Genomic DNA, 15,666 nt, shown 5'->3' with positions numbered 1-15,666 from the left:
GGTTGCATCAATAAAAAATAATTAAAATTTTAGAGATGAAAAGAAGAATCAAACATGTTACGGTTCTTGGTTCAGGAATAATGGGTTCGGGTATCGCAGCACACTTTGCCAATATTGGTGTTGAAGTGCTTCTGCTCGATATTGTTCCCTTTGAACTTACGGAAGCTGAACAGAAAAAAGGCTTAACCAAAGAAGACAAAGCCGTAAGAAACAGGATTGCCGCTGAAAATTTCGAGAAATTGAAGAAAGCAAGCCCGGCACTACTCTACTCCCCGAAATTTGCCGACCGGATCACCGTAGGAAACTTCGATGATGATCTTAAAAAAATCAAAAACACCGATTGGATTATTGAAGTGGTGGTTGAAAGACTCGACATCAAAAAATCAGTTTACGAAAAAATCGAACAGTTCAGAAAACCCGGAACTCTGGTATCTTCCAACACTTCCGGAATTCCCATCCACTTCTTAATTGAAGGAAGAAGCGAGGATTTCAAGAAACATTTCGCGGGAACGCACTTTTTCAATCCAGTGCGATATTTACCGCTGCTGGAAGTGATTCCAACTCCGGAAACAGATCCGGAAATCGCTAAATTCTATATGGATTTTGGGGCTAAATTTCTTGGGAAGACTACAGTTTTAGCAAAAGACACACCTGCATTTATCGCCAACAGAATCGGTGTTTTCTCCATGATGAACCTTTTGCATGAAGTAAAAGAGTTAGGTTTAAATGTTACCGATATCGATAAACTGACAGGTCCGGTAATCGGCCGTCCGAAATCTGCAACCTTCAGAACTGCAGATGTGGTTGGTTTGGATACTTTGGTTCACGTGGCAAACGGTGTCCGCGAAAGCGGTGTTGAAGCCAATGATTTCAACAACGTATTTTCACTTCCGGAATACATCCAGAAAATGGTGGATAATAACTGGTTGGGTTCCAAATCTCAGCAGGGTTTCTACAAGAAAGTTAAAAATGCAGAAGGAAAATCCGAAATCCACGGCCTGAACCTCAATACCATGGAGTACGAACTTCAGGGTAAATCAAGCTTCCCTACCCTTGAACTGACCAAAAACATCGACAAACCGATCGACCGTTTCAAAGTGCTGATTGGCGGAAAAGACAAAGCCGGCGAATTGTACAGAAAATCTTTAGGAGCACTTTTCGCTTACGTGTCACACAAAGTTCCGGAAATTTCTGACGAAGTTTATAAAATTGATGACGCAATGCGCGCAGGTTTCGGCTGGGAAAACGGACCGTTCGAAATTTGGGATGCAGTAGGCGTTCAAAAAGGAACCGAACTGGCTAAAGAAGCCGGTTACGAAGTTTCGGACTGGGTTAAAAATGTTGAAACGTTCTATAAAGTTAATGACGAAGGGCAGAGTATTTTCTTTGACAAAAACTCAGGAAACTACAGCACTATTCCGGGTCAGGAAGCCTTCATTATTCTCGACAATATCAGAAAAAACAAAACACTTTGGAGTAATTCAGGTTCTGCTATTCAGGATTTAGGCGACGGAATCATCAATTTCGAGATCCGTTCCAAAATGAATTCCTTAGGCGGTGAAGTTTTAGATGGTCTGAACAGAGCAATCGACTTGGCTGAAAAAGAATACGACGGTTTGGTAATCGGTAATCAGGGAGCTAATTTCTCTGTTGGAGCAAATTTAGCCATGATTCTGATGATGGCGATCGAACAGGATTGGGACGATTTGAATATGGCGATTGCTTACTTCCAGAAATCCATGATGAGAGTTCGTTACTCTTCAATTCCTGTTGTAGTTGCTCCGCACGGAATGACTTTGGGCGGTGGTTGCGAAATGACAATGCACGCTGATAAAGTGGTTGCAGCAGCTGAAACTTACATCGGTCTTGTTGAAACCGGCGTTGGAGTAATTCCTGGTGGTGGTGGTACTAAAGAGTTTGCATTAAGAACTTCAAGAGAATTCCACAGTGACGATGTTAAGAATAACCGTCTTCGTGACGCCTTCATGAACATTGCAATGGGTAAAGTAGCAACTTCAGCGTACGAAGCTTACGATATGGGAATTTTAGAAAACCATAAAGACATTGTAGTAGTAAACAAAAACACGCAGATTCTTGAAGCTAAAAAAGTAGCAAAACTAATGGCTGACCAAGGTTACACGCAACCGATTGAACAGAGAGTGAAAGTTTTAGGTAAAGACGCATTGGGTATGTTCTACGTTGGAACAGACCAGATGCTGACCGGAAAATTCATCTCCGCACACGACAAACTGATTGCCGACAAATTGGCCAACGTTTTGGTCGGAGGAAATCTTTCTGAACCAACTGTTGTCACAGAACAATATCTATTGAATCTTGAAAGAGAAACATTCTTACAGCTTTGCGGCGAAAGAAAGACTTTGGAAAGAATTCAGTACATGCTACAAAACGGAAAACCGTTAAGAAACTAATTTTAAAATTTAAGAAAAATGTCAAAACAAGCATATATCATTAAAGGTTTCAGAACCGCCGTAGGCAAAGCACCAAAAGGCAGTCTGAGATTTACAAGACCAGATGTTCTGGCTGCAACAGTTATTGAGAAATTAATGGCTGCTGTTCCACAACTCGATAAAGACAGGATTGATGACCTTATTGTAGGAAATGCAATGCCGGAAGCCGAACAGGGACTGAATGTTGCCCGTTTAATTTCATTAATGGGATTAAATACCGACAAAGTTCCGGGAGTTACCATTAACCGTTACTGCGCCTCGGGTTCTGAAGCCATCGCCATTGCATCAGCAAAAATACAGGCAGGAATGGCCGACTGTATCATTGCAGGTGGAACAGAATCCATGAGTTATATCCCAATGGGTGGCTACAAACCGGTTCCTGAAACGGAAATCGCAAAAACTAACCCTGATTACTATTGGGGAATGGGTTACACTGCTGAAGAAGTGGCCAATCAGTACAAAATTTCCCGTGAGGAGCAGGATCAGTTCGCTTACGAATCTCACATGAAAGCTTTAAAAGCCAATGAAGAAGGTAAATTCGCAAACCAGATTGTTTCCATCCCTGTAGAGTATAATTTCTTGGACGAAAACCAGAAAATGCAGACCAAAAAATTCGATTTCAATGTTGATGAAGGTCCAAGAAAAGATACTTCGATTGAAGGTTTGGCAAAACTTCGTCCGGTTTTCGCAAACGGAGGTTCGGTAACAGCAGGAAACTCATCCCAGATGAGTGACGGCGCGGCATTCGTGATTGTAATGTCCGAAGAAATGGTAAAGGAACTAGGTCTGGAACCGGAAGCAAGATTAGTAGCTTATGCAGCTGCAGGTTTAGAACCGAGAATCATGGGAATGGGACCAATCTATGCCATCCCAAAAGCTTTGAAACAGGCAGGTCTGGAACTTAAAGACATCGATTTGATAGAACTTAACGAAGCGTTCGCTTCACAATCCGTTGCGATAAAAAAAGAAGTAAATCTAAATCCAGATATTCTTAATGTTAACGGTGGTGCAATCGCATTAGGTCACCCACTCGGCTGTACAGGAACCAAATTAACAGTTCAGCTTCTAGACGAGATGAGAAAACGCGGCAACAAATACGGAATGGTTTCCATGTGCGTAGGAACAGGTCAGGGAGCTGCGAGTATTTTCGAACTGCTTTAAAAATTTTAAATTTTGAATTTTAAATTTTAAATGATTTGTTAATAATAAATTCAATTTCAAAATGCAAAAGGAAAATTTAATATTAGACAAAAGCTTCTCTTTCGCATTGGCAGTTCTCGACCTGTATGTTCAGTGTCAGAATAGGAAAGAATATGTCTTGTCTAAACAGTTTTTACGGTCCGGAACCTCAATCGGTGCGAACGTAGAAGAATCGGTAGCAGCACATTCAAAAAAAGACTTTGTCAACAAACTTAAAATTGCAAATAAAGAAGCGCGTGAGACCCGATATTGGTTCAGACTTCTACAGCATTCTAAGCTTGTAGATGTTGATTTTCAAAATGCATTAATAGAAATTGAAAGTATTATTAATATTTTAACCAAAATAATTAAAACGACTGAGCAAAACACACCTGAATAATCTAAAATTTATAATCTAAAATCTAAAATTAACTATCATGAGCGATACAACACAAAAAACACTTATCGGGGGAGATTTCCTGATTACAGAAACTCCTGCAAAAGACATCTTCACGCTTGAAGAGCTTTCTGAAGAACAAAAGATGATGCGCGATTCTGCGAAAGAATTCATCGACAGAGAAGTGGTTCCGCACCACGAAAGATTCGAAAGCAAAGATTACGCATTAACCGAAGAGACCATGCGCAAGCTAGGCGAAATGGGCTTCCTCGGCGTAACAGTGCCTGAACAGTACGGCGGCCTTGGGATGGGTTTCGTAACCACCATGTTGGCGTGCGATTATCTTTCCGGCGGTAACGGTTCATTGGCGACTGCATACGGTGCCCACACCGGAATCGGAACTCTTCCGATCCTGCTTTACGGAACTGAAGAACAAAAAAATAAATACCTTCCGGATTTAGCTACAGGAACCAAATTCGGCGCTTACTGTTTAACAGAGCCGGATGCAGGTTCAGACGCAAACTCGGGGAAAACCAAAGCCAAACTTTCCGAAGACGGCAAACACTACATCATCAACGGACAGAAAATGTGGATTTCCAATGCAGGTTTTGCAGAGATTTTCATCGTCTTCGCGAAAATTGATGACGACAAAAACATCACCGGATTTATCGTAGAAAGAGATACCGAAGGTTTAACTTTCGGTGAAGAAGAGCATAAACTCGGCATCCGCTCCTCTTCTACCCGCCAGGTTTTCTTCAACGACATGAAGGTTCCTGTGGAAAATCTTTTAGGAGAAAGAAACAACGGTTTCAAAATCGCTTTAAATTCCCTGAATGTTGGCCGTATTAAACTGGCTGCAGCAAACCTTGACGGACAGAGAAGAATCTTAGCTCACGCAACAAAATACGCCAACGAAAGAAAACAGTTCGGTGTAGCAATCTCTACTTTCGGAGCGATCAGAAAGAAAATTGCTGAAATGGCTACCGGAATTTTCGTTTCAGAAGCAGGATCTTACCGTGCCGCGAAAGATGTTCAGGATAAAATTGACGAGCTTGTTGCAGGCGGAATGAACCATCAGGAAGCTGAACTAAAAGGCGTTGAAGAATTTGCGGTAGAAGCATCAATCCTTAAAGTTTTTGTTTCAGATTTAACGCAGAATACTGCCGATGAAGGAATTCAGATTTACGGTGGTATGGGATTCTCTGCAGACGCACCTATGGAAGCAGCGTGGAGAGACTCCAGAATCGGCAGAATCTACGAAGGTACCAACGAAATCAACCGTCTTCTTGCGGTAGGAATGCTCATCAAGAAAACCATGAAAGGCCAGCTTGATCTTCTGAAACCAGCAATGGCAGTAGGAAAAGAACTGATGGGAATTCCGTCTTTCGATGTGCCCGATTATTCTGAACTGCTGAGCGAAGAAAAAGCCATAATTGCGAACCTGAAAAAAGTATTCTTAATGGTTTCCGGAGCTGCGCTTCAGAAATACATGATGGAAATGGAGAAACAGCAGCATTTATTATTAAACGCTTCAGAAATCCTGAACCAAATCTATATGGCTGAATCTGCAATTTTAAGAGCAGAGAAACACTTCAGCGCAGATTCTGTGGAAGTTGCCATGGCTCAGCTGAACCTGTACAAAGCCGTTGAAAAAATCATCGCAGCGGCCAAAGAAGGAATTATTTCTTTCGCGGAAGGCGACGAGCAGCGCATGATGCTTTCAGGCCTCCGAAGATTTACGAAATACACCAACCAACCAAACATCATTGCACTTACCGAGAAAATCGCAGCGCATTATGTAGAGAAAGGTCATTACTAGAAAGTAACTTCATAACATTATCTTAAACGCCTCGGGAAACTGGGGCGTATTTTTGTTTAATCTTCAATTAAAATCTTCTTACTGCATTAAATATAATCAACTAGAAATAAAGTTTGGAGAGAGAAAATTTTAATCGGATATTTGAGAGATTTTACTTGCAAAGCATAATCAACAAATTAGGTATAAATGAGTCCATCAGATGAACAATACATTTTTAAAAAATTTAAAGAATTATGTACTTCCTTACCAGAAGGTGAGCCTACATTTCCAGACATGCCTGATGTAATTTACACTACTAATCTGGGCAAAACAATAGGAATTGAAATAACTGAGTGTTACTACAATGAGTTTCTTAAAGCATCCTCGGAATTTACTTTTAAATTCAATAAAGAGGTGATAAACAATATCGAAGAAGATTTTGAATACCCATTTATTTTAGATATTGAACTAAATCATGAAAATCCAATTAAATTAAAATTCCGAAATTCTATTATAAAAGATTTGCGAAAAATATGTGTTAAAGAATTTTCAAAACTAAATCCTAGAGAAAGCAAAAAACTTGAAAACATTGGTGAAATTGAATCATTTGGTCAAGTAAAAGAATTGCTTTTAAGCAGCGGATACAGACATCTACCAGAAAGTATATTAAGCATTACTATGACAAGAGTAGATGGAATAGAAAAATCATTTCATCTAGAAACGACTGCCGGAGTTGTACCATCATTTAATGACGAAATTTTAAATAAAATAATAAAAAGTAAAGAAAAAAGATTATTAAAATATAAAAAATGCGATGAAAATTGGCTTCTTATTTGTGAAGGAATTGATTTTTACAACTACTTTAGCGATATAGATTTAAAGGATAAAATAGTTTCAGACTTCAATAAAATATCTTTATATAGGCAACTTCACTCTCAAGTAGTTCAACTAAAATAACTCGACGCCTCCTCAACAACCCCCTCAAAATCTCCACTTTTTTTTCCAGTTCGGCAAGTTTCGGGTTACGTTTTACCGGGAAGTTTTCCGGGTAACGGGCAATAAAGATCCGACAGCAGATCATTTAAAATTAAAGTTAAACGTTACCTGCATATCAATAATTTTCTTAATTTTAAGGAACTTAAAAATACTTACTATGGGCAAATTTGTAATTTCAAAAAGGAAAAACGGCGAATTTCAATTTAATCTGAAAGCCGGAAACGGACAGACCATTTTGGCAAGTGAAGGATATTCCACCAAAGCGGCCTGCGAAAACGGTGTGGAATCGGTAAAGAAAAACGCATCCGACGACTCGAAGTACGAAAGAAAAGAATCAGCAGGCGGCAAGTTCCACTTCAACCTGAAAGCCGGCAACAACCAGGTCATTGGCTCGAGTGAAATGTACGAATCTGCCGCCGGAATGGAAAACGGAATAGAATCCGTGAAAAAAAACGCGCCCGACGCCACGGTGGAAGAAAAAGAATAGAAATTACATTAGAAATGCTTTGAATAATTAAAGCATTTCTTTATTTTTGGGAAAAACCACGAAACACGCATTATGGGACATTTACCAAAGTTAATTGAGGATCTGGCATTAATATTAATCGTAGCAGCTTTTGTTGTTTTGATTTTTAGAAAAATCAAGCAACCGCTGGTTCTGGGATATATTATTGCTGGTTTTCTGGTAAGCCCCAATTTCAAAATCTTTCCTTCGGTGGTTGATATGACCAATATTAAAACACTGGCAGAAATCGGGGTCATCTTCCTGCTCTTCAGTCTGGGTCTCGAATTCAGTTTCAAGAAACTCATGAATGTGGGCGGATCGGCATCGATTACCGCTTTTGTGGAGATTATTTTCATCACCATTGCCGGTTATTACACCGGCCGCATGCTCGGCTGGAGTACCATGGACAGTATGTTCCTGGGCGGAATGCTGGCAAGCTCCTCTACCACCATTATCATCCGCGCGTTCGACGAATTGGGTGTAAAGACGAAAAACTTCGCAAAAATTGTATTTGGTGTTCTGGTGGTGGAAGATATTGTGGTGATTCTCCTCATGGTATTACTCTCGACTATTGCTGTCACCAAAGAATTTGAAGGTACACAAATCCTGTTTACGGTGGCTAAGCTGCTGTTTTTCCTTATCCTGTGGTTCCTGCTGGGAATCTTCCTGTTGCCGACTTTGCTTAAGAAATTAAAACCCTTAATCGACGAAGAAATCCTACTCGTTTTATCGATCGGGCTGTGTCTTGGTATGGTTCTGATTGCTGTAAATGCGGGCTTCTCTGCAGAACTCGGTGCATTTGTGATGGGATCCATCATCGCGGAAACTACTATGGCTGAAAAAGTAGAACATACACTCAAATCGGTGAAGGATCTTTTTGCTGCCGTGTTTTTCGTATCGGTGGGGATGATGATCGATTACGATGCAATGATCACTTATGCATGGCCTATTCTCGCTGTTACGCTGCTCACCTTATTCGGCAAGCTTTTCAGTTCAACTTTAGGAGCGCTGATTTCGGGGCAGCCGCTGAAACAGTCGGTTCAGGTGGGAATGAGTATGGCCCAGATCGGGGAATTTGCGTTTATTGTGGCTACGCTTGGGCTATCTTTGGGGGTAATTTCAGATTTCCTGTTCCCTGTCGCGGTAGGTGTTTCGGCAATAACTACGTTTACTACGCCTTATCTCATCAAACTGTCTGAGCCTTTCTATAACTGGCTTGTGAAGGTGGTTCCGCCAAAATATATTGCCAAAATCAATAAATATTCTACCAATACCCAGAACATTCAGGCTGAAACCAGCTGGCAGACTATTCTGAAGAATTACGGCAGAATCGTTTTGATCAACGGTATCATCATCATTGCGATTTATCTCCTCTTTTCACGTTTTATAATTCCGGCCATCAATGAAAATCTGGAAAGTAACGGTATTAAAAATATCATTGGGAACGCACTTCCGGTTCTCTTTATTCTTCCGTTCCTGTGGGCTTTAATGGTAAAAAGACCAAGTTCGGTAGCGTATAAAGAACTTTGGACAAAAACTAAATATAACCGCGGACCGCTGCTTATTATCGAAATTATAAGAATTATCTTAGGTATTGGAATTCTGGGCTTTTTCCTGGACCGGTTTGCCTCCACCACCATTTCCATCTTTATTACGATTCCGGTCGCAATTATTCTTATGGTTGTATTTTCTAAAAGAATCAATAAATTTTATAACAGAATTGAAAAAAGATTCATCACCAACCTTAATGACAGGTCCGACAACCAACAGAGCGAACCCATTACCCGCCTTGCCGGCAATTCTGAAGTAACCAATAACCTGGCTGCCTGGGATGTACACATTGTGGAACTCGAGGTGAAACCGCTGGCAGAATATATTGGAAAAACCCTTGTGGATCTGCAGTGGAGAGAAAAATACGGAGTGAACATAGGCTACATTAAAAGAGGCGAAAAGCTTATTCACACGCCCGGCCGGTCGGAAGTGCTGATGCCTTACGATAAAGTGGGAATTATTGCAACCGATGATCAGTTCCAGATTTTTAAACCTGTTTTCGACAGCCAGGAAATTGTTGTTGAAGAAGACATTAATCACATTAAACTCGGCAAAATTCTCATCAATCACCATTCACCGAAAAAGGGTCTTAGCATCCGTGAATCTGGCATCCGCGATAAAACCGATGGTCTGGTAATCGCAATACGGCGTGGCGATGAAAGAATTCTGAATCCGGAATCATCTGAAATTCTTCAGGTTGATGATATTGTATGGGTCGTAGGAAATGGAAAGAAAATTGAAAAACTGAACATCGAAATCTAATGATGAGCAAAGAAGAACTTTTAAACAAAGCCATAAGAATAGCCGAAAAAGCCCATCGCGGACAAACGGATAAATTTGGCACACCGTATATCGGCCACATCATTCGCGTTATGAATTACGGAAAAACGTATGATGAAAAAATTGTGGGTGTGCTGCATGACGTAATTGAAGACTGCCCAAAAATTACCTACGAATATCTGCTGCAGGAAGGTTTTCCGAATGAGATTGTTTTTGCGATAGAATGCCTGACCAAAAATCCGCCCGATCAGGATTATACAGAATTTATTAAACAGACCGAGAAATCTGCGCTTGCTGTGGCGGTAAAGCTGAATGATCTGCGCGACAATATGGATTTAACAAGATTTACAAGACCACTGACAGAGAAAGATGCGAAAAGACTGAACAAATACCTTACAGCTTATCTCTATCTGAAGGAAAAATATTAATCCACCGTTTTTTCGGAATCTCCGAGTAAATCCTTGAGTTCTTTCATCTCAGCTTCGGTAAGATCACGCCATTTACCCACCGGTAAATCGAGTTTAATGTTCATGATTCTTATGCGCTTCAGTTTCTTTACTTCGTAACCCAGATATTCGCACATTCTTCGGATCTGGCGGTTCAGTCCCTGAGTAAGGATAATTCTGAAGGAGAGTGTATCGATTTGCTCTACTTCACATTTATTGGTCACGGTTCCCAAAATCGGGATTCCGTTTCGCATTTTATGCAGAAACTGAGGTGTAATGGGTTTATCTACCCGAACGATATATTCTTTTTCGTGGTTATTTCTCGCGCGGAGGATTTTATTCACGATATCGCCATCGGAAGTCAGTAAGATAAGCCCTTCACTGGGTTTATCGAGCCTACCGATAGGGAAAATCCTTTTCGGATGATTGATGAATTCTACAATATTATTTCTTTCGCGTTTAGTATCGGTAGTACAAACAATCCCGACAGGCTTGTTCAGCGCGATGTACACATGTTCTTCTTCAGGCTTCCGGATGGAAATTCCATCGACAAGAATTTCATCTTCTTCCGAAACTTTCGTTCCCATTTCAGGAATTGTGCCGTTCACTGTGATCCTTCCCTGCTCCAGCATTTTATCAGCTTCACGGCGGGAACAGAATCCAACTTCAGAAAGATATTTATTGATGCGTGTTTTTTCCAAAACTTAAAGATTTTTGTTGCTAAAAATAATGATTCCATAGGACAGACTGATAAATATACTGCCCTCACCATCCAGAATCTGATCTTCTACAGCGACACTGAACAGATGCCCAAATCTTTTGCTTAACGGTTCAACCATCCCGGCTCCGATACCCACAAAACCTGCATTATCAGTAGCAGTTCGGTTGATTTTTGTTCCCATACTTCCGAATAAGTAGAAAAATTCCTCATCCCGTGGATCGCCAAGGAAAAATTTCGGCTGTACCATCGCATACAGAAGATGATAATTAGGATCAATATAACTGTAGCGTAAACCACCTCCAAGGGCAAACCAATTCAATGGCTGAACACCAATCTGTGCAGTAAAACCATAATTATATTTACCAGGCGGCAGCTGGCTCTTTTCGTAATCGGTTTTTGCCCTACCATCCCGTATCATTTGTGCCAGGTCTAAACCGATATTGGTTTCAAGTGTACTGAAAACCCCCAGTTTTGCGGCTTTTTCCTGACCAAAACTAAGAAATGGAAAAATTAAAAACAAAAGATAAAAATATTTCATCTATAAAAGTTCTTTAAAGCTAAATTTATTTTCCAAATGCTGTGAAGACGCATGTTCAATCGAATAATCACCGATTTTTGTCCTCCTTAAATTGGTAAGATAAGCTCCGACACCTAATTCCTGACCAATATCGTGGGCCAGACTTCGGATATAAGTACCTTTCGAACAGCCCACGGTGAAGCGCACAAAAGGCAAGTCGATTTCGATGTCTTTAAGATAATGAATTGTTGTTTTACGGGATTTCATTTCTACCTCCTCTCCTTTTCGGGCAAGATCGTACGCACGGTTTCCGTCGATTTTAATTGCTGAAAAAACCGGTGGTTTCTGGTCGATTTCGCCAACAAAACTGCTTAGCGTTTCCTTTATAAATTCCTCTGAAATATGTGAATAATCCTGATGGAGAATTTCGGGTTTCTCGGTATCGTAAGATTCGGTTTGCACACCGATTTTTATTTCGGTTAAATATTCTTTCGGTGCATCCTGGATTTCCTGAATTTTCTTGGTGAATTTTCCGGTACACACAATCAGCAGACCCGTTGCACGCGGATCTAAAGTTCCGGCGTGACCGATTTTGAATTTTTTCGGAAGATTAAATTCGTTTTTCAGTTTATACTTGAGTTTGTTCACCGCCTGAAAACTCGTCCAATCCAAAGGTTTGTCGAGTAATATGATTTGTCCTTCAAGAAAATCTTCTGATGTCATTTAATAACTAAAACTGGTTTAAAATGCTACTGAAACTGTGTAAAATAAATCAGCAACACAATTCCTACAACGATCCGGTACCAGCCCCACGGTTTGAAACCATACTTTGTTAAAACGCCGATGAAAAATTTAATGGCAATAACCGCAACCACAAATGCCACTACGTTTCCTACCAAAAAATACATCAAATTATCGCCCTGCATGATCATTTCGTAACCTTTTTGCTCCAGACCTTTGTGATTCCAGTCTTTCAGGAATATTGAATATACAGAAACTGCAAGCATCGTAGGCACGGCAAGAAAAAAGGAGAATTCTGCCGCAGCTTTACGGGTAAGCTGCTGCTGCATTCCACCGATGATTGATGCGGCACTTCGGCTTGTTCCCGGCATCATTGCCAGACACTGCCAAAACCCGATAATCAAAGCACTTTTATATGAAACATCTTTCTCATCATCAATGACGTGTACTTTGAAGAGTTTGTCGATGAAAAGAAGAACAACTCCGCCAAGAATTAAAACAATGGCAATGGGAACCGGATCGCCGAGAACGGCTTCGATTTTATCATCGAAAAGTTTTCCTAAAACCAGGGCTGGTATTACCGCAACGGCAAGTTTTAAATAGAAATTAATATTCTTGAAATTGAAAAACTTTTTCCAGTAAAGAAAAACAACCGCCAGAATGGCTCCAAACTGAATGGAAACCTGAAACATCTTCACAAATTCATCTTCCTGAATACCGAAAATTGAACTGGTGAAAATCATGTGTGCAGTTGAGGAAACCGGTAGATACTCGGTTAATCCCTCGATAATTGCAATAAGAATTGCTCTGATTAAATCCATGAAATAGGTAAACTTTTAATTAAAAAACTTTGTCAAAGGCTACAAAAAAAGCTTTGACAAAGTCTGATACGTATTGTTGTAAATATTATTTGTTTCTTTTCAAAATCGCGTACACCTCAACTGCAAAACCTGCGATCACCAGCAAAGGTGCAATACGGATTCTTCGGATAGAAAAAATTCCCTCGTTCCAGGAATTCGGATCGTATTTTCCGTCCACCGTATTGGCATCAGCTCCCATCATCAGTAAAAAACCAACTACGATCAGCGCTAATCCGATGAGCATGAGTTTGTAATTTTGCGGACCGAAATAAAAGGAATTTTCCTGTGGAAGATCAGCTTCTTTTTTGCCGAAAGCTTCTGCTGAGAAATTTTTATTTTTTTTACTCATTTTTTAAGAATAGTATAAATCATCAACATTTGATCTCAGGAATCTCCAGGTGGCAAAAATTGTACTCAGAACGGTGATGAGAACACCCAATAAGAAAATCCCGGCCACTAAAATAATAAGTTGATTATTATCCTGTGCGAAAGGAGTTCCGATTTGGGTGATAAAGTAATACCAGGCACCGAAAAGTACGACCAAACCGAGCACTGCACCTATAACACCTAAAATTACAGCTTCGAGAATAAAAGGCTTTAAAATAAATCTGCGTTTTGCTCCCACAAGCTGCATTGTTTTGATAATGAAACGCTTAGAGAAAATCTTAAGGCGTATGGAATTATTAATAAGAACTACCGCCAAAATTAAGAAGAGGATTGAAAATCCTAAAATCCACTTAAGAATATTGTTAAGGTTATTATAAACTTCTACCATCAGTGTGCTGTTGTTCTTCACATCCACAATTCCGGGAGTTGCTTTAATCTGTTTGATGGCTTCATCAATTTTCGCAGGATCTACATATTCCGGTTTTAACGCAACTTCCACAGAGGATGGAAAAATATTTTCTTCAAAAAGTGCGCTGGACTCAATACCCATACTCTTTTTAGCTTCTTGGGCAGCCATTTCACGGGTGATATAGGTTGCTCTTTTTACAGGACCCAACGCCTGAATTTTTTTAAAAGTTTCCTGTTCTCTTTTTACAGTTTTTGCAGAATCTTTCGCATCAAAATTTTCATCAAAATAAGCGTTTACCACAAGCTGTTCCTTAATGTAATCGGAATATTTCTGAGCGTTAATCAAAATCAATCCCATTAATCCCAACAAAAATAAAACCAGTGCAATACTCACGACAACGGTAATATTGCTGGAGCGCAGGCGTCTTTTGTTAAAATCCTCAACTGTCTTTGCCATTAAATAAAAAATTTCTGCTAAAATAGAAAAAAACTTCCGTAATTTGCGGAGAATCCAAGAAAATCGGTGTTAAAAAAACATAAAGAAAGTCTTTTCAGCACCGGAATTCAGTTTAAGAATAACGATTTTATGAGCGTAAGAGCTAAGAAACATCTCGGGCAGCATTTCCTTACCGACGAAAATATTGCCAAAAATATTGTAGACGCACTAAGTCTTGAAAATTACAGTAAAGTACTGGAAGTAGGTCCCGGAATGGGCGTGCTGACCAAATATCTTTTAGATAAAAAGGCTGAAATTTTCGTTGCTGAGATCGACCGAGAATCTATCGATTACCTTAAAAACCATTACCCAAAACTCGAAGACCAGCATTTTACCGGAGATTTTCTTAAAATCAATATCACCGACGTTTTCAAGGATCAGGTGGCTGTTATCGGGAATTTCCCTTACAATATTTCTTCACAGATTTTATTTAAAATCATCGATTTCTATGATGATGTTCCGGAAATGGTGGGCATGTTTCAGAAAGAAGTTGCCGAAAGAACGGCTGCAGTTCCGCGTACGAAAGATTACGGAATCCTCTCGGTTTTGGTGCAGGCGCTTTACGATGTAAAATATCTTTTCACGGTTCACGAAAACGTTTTTAATCCGCCGCCAAAAGTAAAATCCGGTGTTATAAAACTTACCAGAAATCCAAAAGAAGGTTTGGCGGGTAACGAAGTTCTTTTCAAAAAAATTGTAAAAGCCGGGTTTAACCAGCGGAGAAAGAAACTTTCGAATTCGCTGAAAGTTCTGGAGATTCCTGAAGCGCTGCAAAATCATCCGTTTCTTGAAAAACGTGCGGAAGAACTTTCTGTTCAGGATTTTATTTCATTTACAAACGAATGGAAAAACGCTTAATTCTCAGGCGTTTTTTCTCCATTGTTTAACGCTTCATCTTCTTTTTTTAGACTTTCGAGCTGCAACTGAAGACTGGCAATCATTTCCTTTAAAGCTTTGATGTCGCTTTTATTTGAAGAAACGTTGCTTTTCAGCATTACATTTTTCGCGCGTTCGTTGTGATCCTCATCGTCTTCCTCTTCGGCGATGTCCTCGATATCTTCCTGAATATCATCAATATCTTCGCTGATTTCCTCAATATCTTCGCTGATTTCTTCGATATCGTCCTGAATTTCTTCAATATCTTCGCGGATATCATCAATATGTTCCTGACTTCTGTTCACCGACATCTGAATGAAAATAGCGAGGTAAATAGCTTCCAGAGAAAGAACGGTTGTTAAAACGAGCAGCATTTTATCAACGCTTACGATTCCAAAAACCGGCAGCAAAAATGCAGTAAGAAAAACTAAGGAATGTACGAGAAGCGAAGGAATAGAGCCAATCCACCACATCACCCCATCGGTTACTTTTTCCAGAAACTGAATTTTCTTTTCGCGTTCTTCTTTTCTGCCCATCTTA

General features: G+C 40.0%; 16 protein-coding genes. 9 read left to right on the top strand and 7 right to left on the bottom strand.

All coding sequences use genetic code 11. The features are described 5' to 3' along the window. Nucleotides 1-35 precede the first annotated feature (35 nt). The 8 genes from CDW55_RS06305 to CDW55_RS06270 all read left to right on the top strand — a co-directional run bounded on the left by CDW55_RS06305 (nt 36) and on the right by CDW55_RS06270 (nt 10,102). A complete protein-coding gene (locus CDW55_RS06305) occupies nt 36-2,429 on the top strand; it encodes a 3-hydroxyacyl-CoA dehydrogenase/enoyl-CoA hydratase family protein (protein ID WP_088468920.1) in 2,394 nt (797 codons plus the stop codon). Between the two features lie 18 nt (nt 2,430-2,447). After that, complete coding sequence (locus tag CDW55_RS06300) at nt 2,448-3,629, top strand: acetyl-CoA C-acyltransferase (protein ID WP_088468919.1); 1,182 nt, start codon at nt 2,448-2,450, stop codon at nt 3,627-3,629. A gap of 61 nt (nt 3,630-3,690) precedes the next feature. Beyond that, complete coding sequence (locus CDW55_RS06295; RefSeq protein ID WP_088468918.1) at nt 3,691-4,047, top strand: four helix bundle protein; 357 nt, start codon at nt 3,691-3,693, stop codon at nt 4,045-4,047. A 37-nt stretch (nt 4,048-4,084) separates the two neighbouring features. Then, nucleotides 4,085-5,863, top strand: a complete 1,779-nt coding sequence (locus CDW55_RS06290) for an acyl-CoA dehydrogenase family protein (protein WP_088468917.1) — start codon at nt 4,085-4,087, stop codon at nt 5,861-5,863. 186 nt (nt 5,864-6,049) lie between these two features. After that, nucleotides 6,050-6,799 carry a hypothetical protein gene (locus CDW55_RS06285; protein ID WP_088468916.1) on the top strand — a complete coding sequence of 250 codons (750 nt, stop codon included), beginning with the start codon at nt 6,050-6,052 and terminating at the stop codon, nt 6,797-6,799. Nucleotides 6,800-6,995: 196 nt separating this feature from the next. Continuing rightward, the gene (locus tag CDW55_RS06280) at nt 6,996-7,325 is read left to right on the top strand and encodes a YegP family protein (RefSeq protein ID WP_088468915.1); all 330 of its coding nucleotides are present in this window, start codon (nt 6,996-6,998) and stop codon (nt 7,323-7,325) included. A gap of 72 nt (nt 7,326-7,397) precedes the next feature. Further along, entirely contained in the window at nt 7,398-9,656 is a 2,259-nt protein-coding gene (locus CDW55_RS06275; RefSeq protein ID WP_088468914.1) for a cation:proton antiporter, read from the top strand. Between the two features lie 2 nt (nt 9,657-9,658). Continuing rightward, nucleotides 9,659-10,102 (top strand): phosphohydrolase, encoded by a 444-nt coding sequence (locus CDW55_RS06270; protein WP_088469526.1) that lies wholly within the window; start codon nt 9,659-9,661, stop codon nt 10,100-10,102. Here CDW55_RS06270 and rluF read toward each other — a convergent pair. From rluF to CDW55_RS06240, 6 genes are all read right to left on the bottom strand, one after another. Next, nucleotides 10,099-10,821 carry a 23S rRNA pseudouridine(2604) synthase RluF gene (gene rluF / locus CDW55_RS06265; RefSeq protein ID WP_088468913.1) on the bottom strand — a complete coding sequence of 241 codons (723 nt, stop codon included), beginning with the start codon at nt 10,819-10,821 and terminating at the stop codon, nt 10,099-10,101. The genes CDW55_RS06270 and rluF overlap by 4 nt on opposite strands. Before the next feature lie 3 nt (nt 10,822-10,824). Then, nucleotides 10,825-11,379, bottom strand: coding sequence for a hypothetical protein (locus tag CDW55_RS06260; protein ID WP_088468912.1), 555 nt, complete (start codon nt 11,377-11,379; stop codon nt 10,825-10,827). Further along, nucleotides 11,380-12,081: a tRNA pseudouridine(55) synthase TruB gene (gene truB, locus CDW55_RS06255; protein ID WP_088468911.1), complete on the bottom strand. Its 702-nt coding sequence runs from the start codon at nt 12,079-12,081 to the stop codon at nt 11,380-11,382. 26 nt (nt 12,082-12,107) lie between these two features. Further along, the gene (locus tag CDW55_RS06250; RefSeq protein WP_088468910.1) at nt 12,108-12,920 is read right to left on the bottom strand and encodes an undecaprenyl-diphosphate phosphatase; all 813 of its coding nucleotides are present in this window, start codon (nt 12,918-12,920) and stop codon (nt 12,108-12,110) included. A gap of 85 nt (nt 12,921-13,005) precedes the next feature. Then, entirely contained in the window at nt 13,006-13,308 is a 303-nt protein-coding gene (locus tag CDW55_RS06245) for a DUF3098 domain-containing protein (protein ID WP_088468909.1), read from the bottom strand. A gap of 3 nt (nt 13,309-13,311) precedes the next feature. Beyond that, nucleotides 13,312-14,211: a cell division protein FtsX gene (locus CDW55_RS06240; protein WP_088468908.1), complete on the bottom strand. Its 900-nt coding sequence runs from the start codon at nt 14,209-14,211 to the stop codon at nt 13,312-13,314. A gap of 129 nt (nt 14,212-14,340) precedes the next feature. Here CDW55_RS06240 and rsmA point away from each other — a divergent pair, with 129 nt between their 5' ends. Continuing rightward, nucleotides 14,341-15,108 (top strand): 16S rRNA (adenine(1518)-N(6)/adenine(1519)-N(6))-dimethyltransferase RsmA, encoded by a 768-nt coding sequence (gene rsmA / locus CDW55_RS06235; protein ID WP_088469525.1) that lies wholly within the window; start codon nt 14,341-14,343, stop codon nt 15,106-15,108. Here rsmA and CDW55_RS06230 read toward each other — a convergent pair. Beyond that, nucleotides 15,105-15,662 carry a DUF1003 domain-containing protein gene (locus CDW55_RS06230; RefSeq protein ID WP_088468907.1) on the bottom strand — a complete coding sequence of 186 codons (558 nt, stop codon included), beginning with the start codon at nt 15,660-15,662 and terminating at the stop codon, nt 15,105-15,107. The genes rsmA and CDW55_RS06230 overlap by 4 nt on opposite strands. Nucleotides 15,663-15,666 lie beyond the last annotated feature (4 nt).

This window comes from Chryseobacterium sp. VAUSW3 (assembly GCF_002205795.1).
In the GTDB taxonomy this organism is placed as follows: domain Bacteria; phylum Bacteroidota; class Bacteroidia; order Flavobacteriales; family Weeksellaceae; genus Kaistella; species Kaistella yananensis.
This window is presented reverse-complemented; position numbering and strand designations above follow the sequence as displayed.

What these genes read in the sequence shown, in the direction of transcription:
- CDW55_RS06270 (WP_088469526.1), top strand. Translation starts at nt 9,659, where the DNA reads ATGAGCAAAGAAGAACTTTTAAACAAAGCCATAAGAATAGCCGAAAAA.
- truB (WP_088468911.1), bottom strand. Translation starts at nt 12,081, where the DNA reads ATGACATCAGAAGATTTTCTTGAAGGACAAATCATATTACTCGACAAA.
- CDW55_RS06275 (WP_088468914.1), top strand. Translation starts at nt 7,398, where the DNA reads ATGGGACATTTACCAAAGTTAATTGAGGATCTGGCATTAATATTAATC.
- CDW55_RS06295 (WP_088468918.1), top strand. Translation starts at nt 3,691, where the DNA reads ATGCAAAAGGAAAATTTAATATTAGACAAAAGCTTCTCTTTCGCATTG.
- CDW55_RS06305 (WP_088468920.1), top strand. Translation starts at nt 36, where the DNA reads ATGAAAAGAAGAATCAAACATGTTACGGTTCTTGGTTCAGGAATAATG.
- rsmA (WP_088469525.1), top strand. Translation starts at nt 14,341, where the DNA reads ATGAGCGTAAGAGCTAAGAAACATCTCGGGCAGCATTTCCTTACCGAC.
- CDW55_RS06250 (WP_088468910.1), bottom strand. Translation starts at nt 12,920, where the DNA reads ATGGATTTAATCAGAGCAATTCTTATTGCAATTATCGAGGGATTAACC.
- CDW55_RS06245 (WP_088468909.1), bottom strand. Translation starts at nt 13,308, where the DNA reads ATGAGTAAAAAAAATAAAAATTTCTCAGCAGAAGCTTTCGGCAAAAAA.
- CDW55_RS06285 (WP_088468916.1), top strand. Translation starts at nt 6,050, where the DNA reads ATGAGTCCATCAGATGAACAATACATTTTTAAAAAATTTAAAGAATTA.
- CDW55_RS06300 (WP_088468919.1), top strand. Translation starts at nt 2,448, where the DNA reads ATGTCAAAACAAGCATATATCATTAAAGGTTTCAGAACCGCCGTAGGC.
- CDW55_RS06230 (WP_088468907.1), bottom strand. Translation starts at nt 15,662, where the DNA reads ATGGGCAGAAAAGAAGAACGCGAAAAGAAAATTCAGTTTCTGGAAAAA.
- CDW55_RS06290 (WP_088468917.1), top strand. Translation starts at nt 4,085, where the DNA reads ATGAGCGATACAACACAAAAAACACTTATCGGGGGAGATTTCCTGATT.
- CDW55_RS06280 (WP_088468915.1), top strand. Translation starts at nt 6,996, where the DNA reads ATGGGCAAATTTGTAATTTCAAAAAGGAAAAACGGCGAATTTCAATTT.
- CDW55_RS06240 (WP_088468908.1), bottom strand. Translation starts at nt 14,211, where the DNA reads ATGGCAAAGACAGTTGAGGATTTTAACAAAAGACGCCTGCGCTCCAGC.
- CDW55_RS06260 (WP_088468912.1), bottom strand. Translation starts at nt 11,379, where the DNA reads ATGAAATATTTTTATCTTTTGTTTTTAATTTTTCCATTTCTTAGTTTT.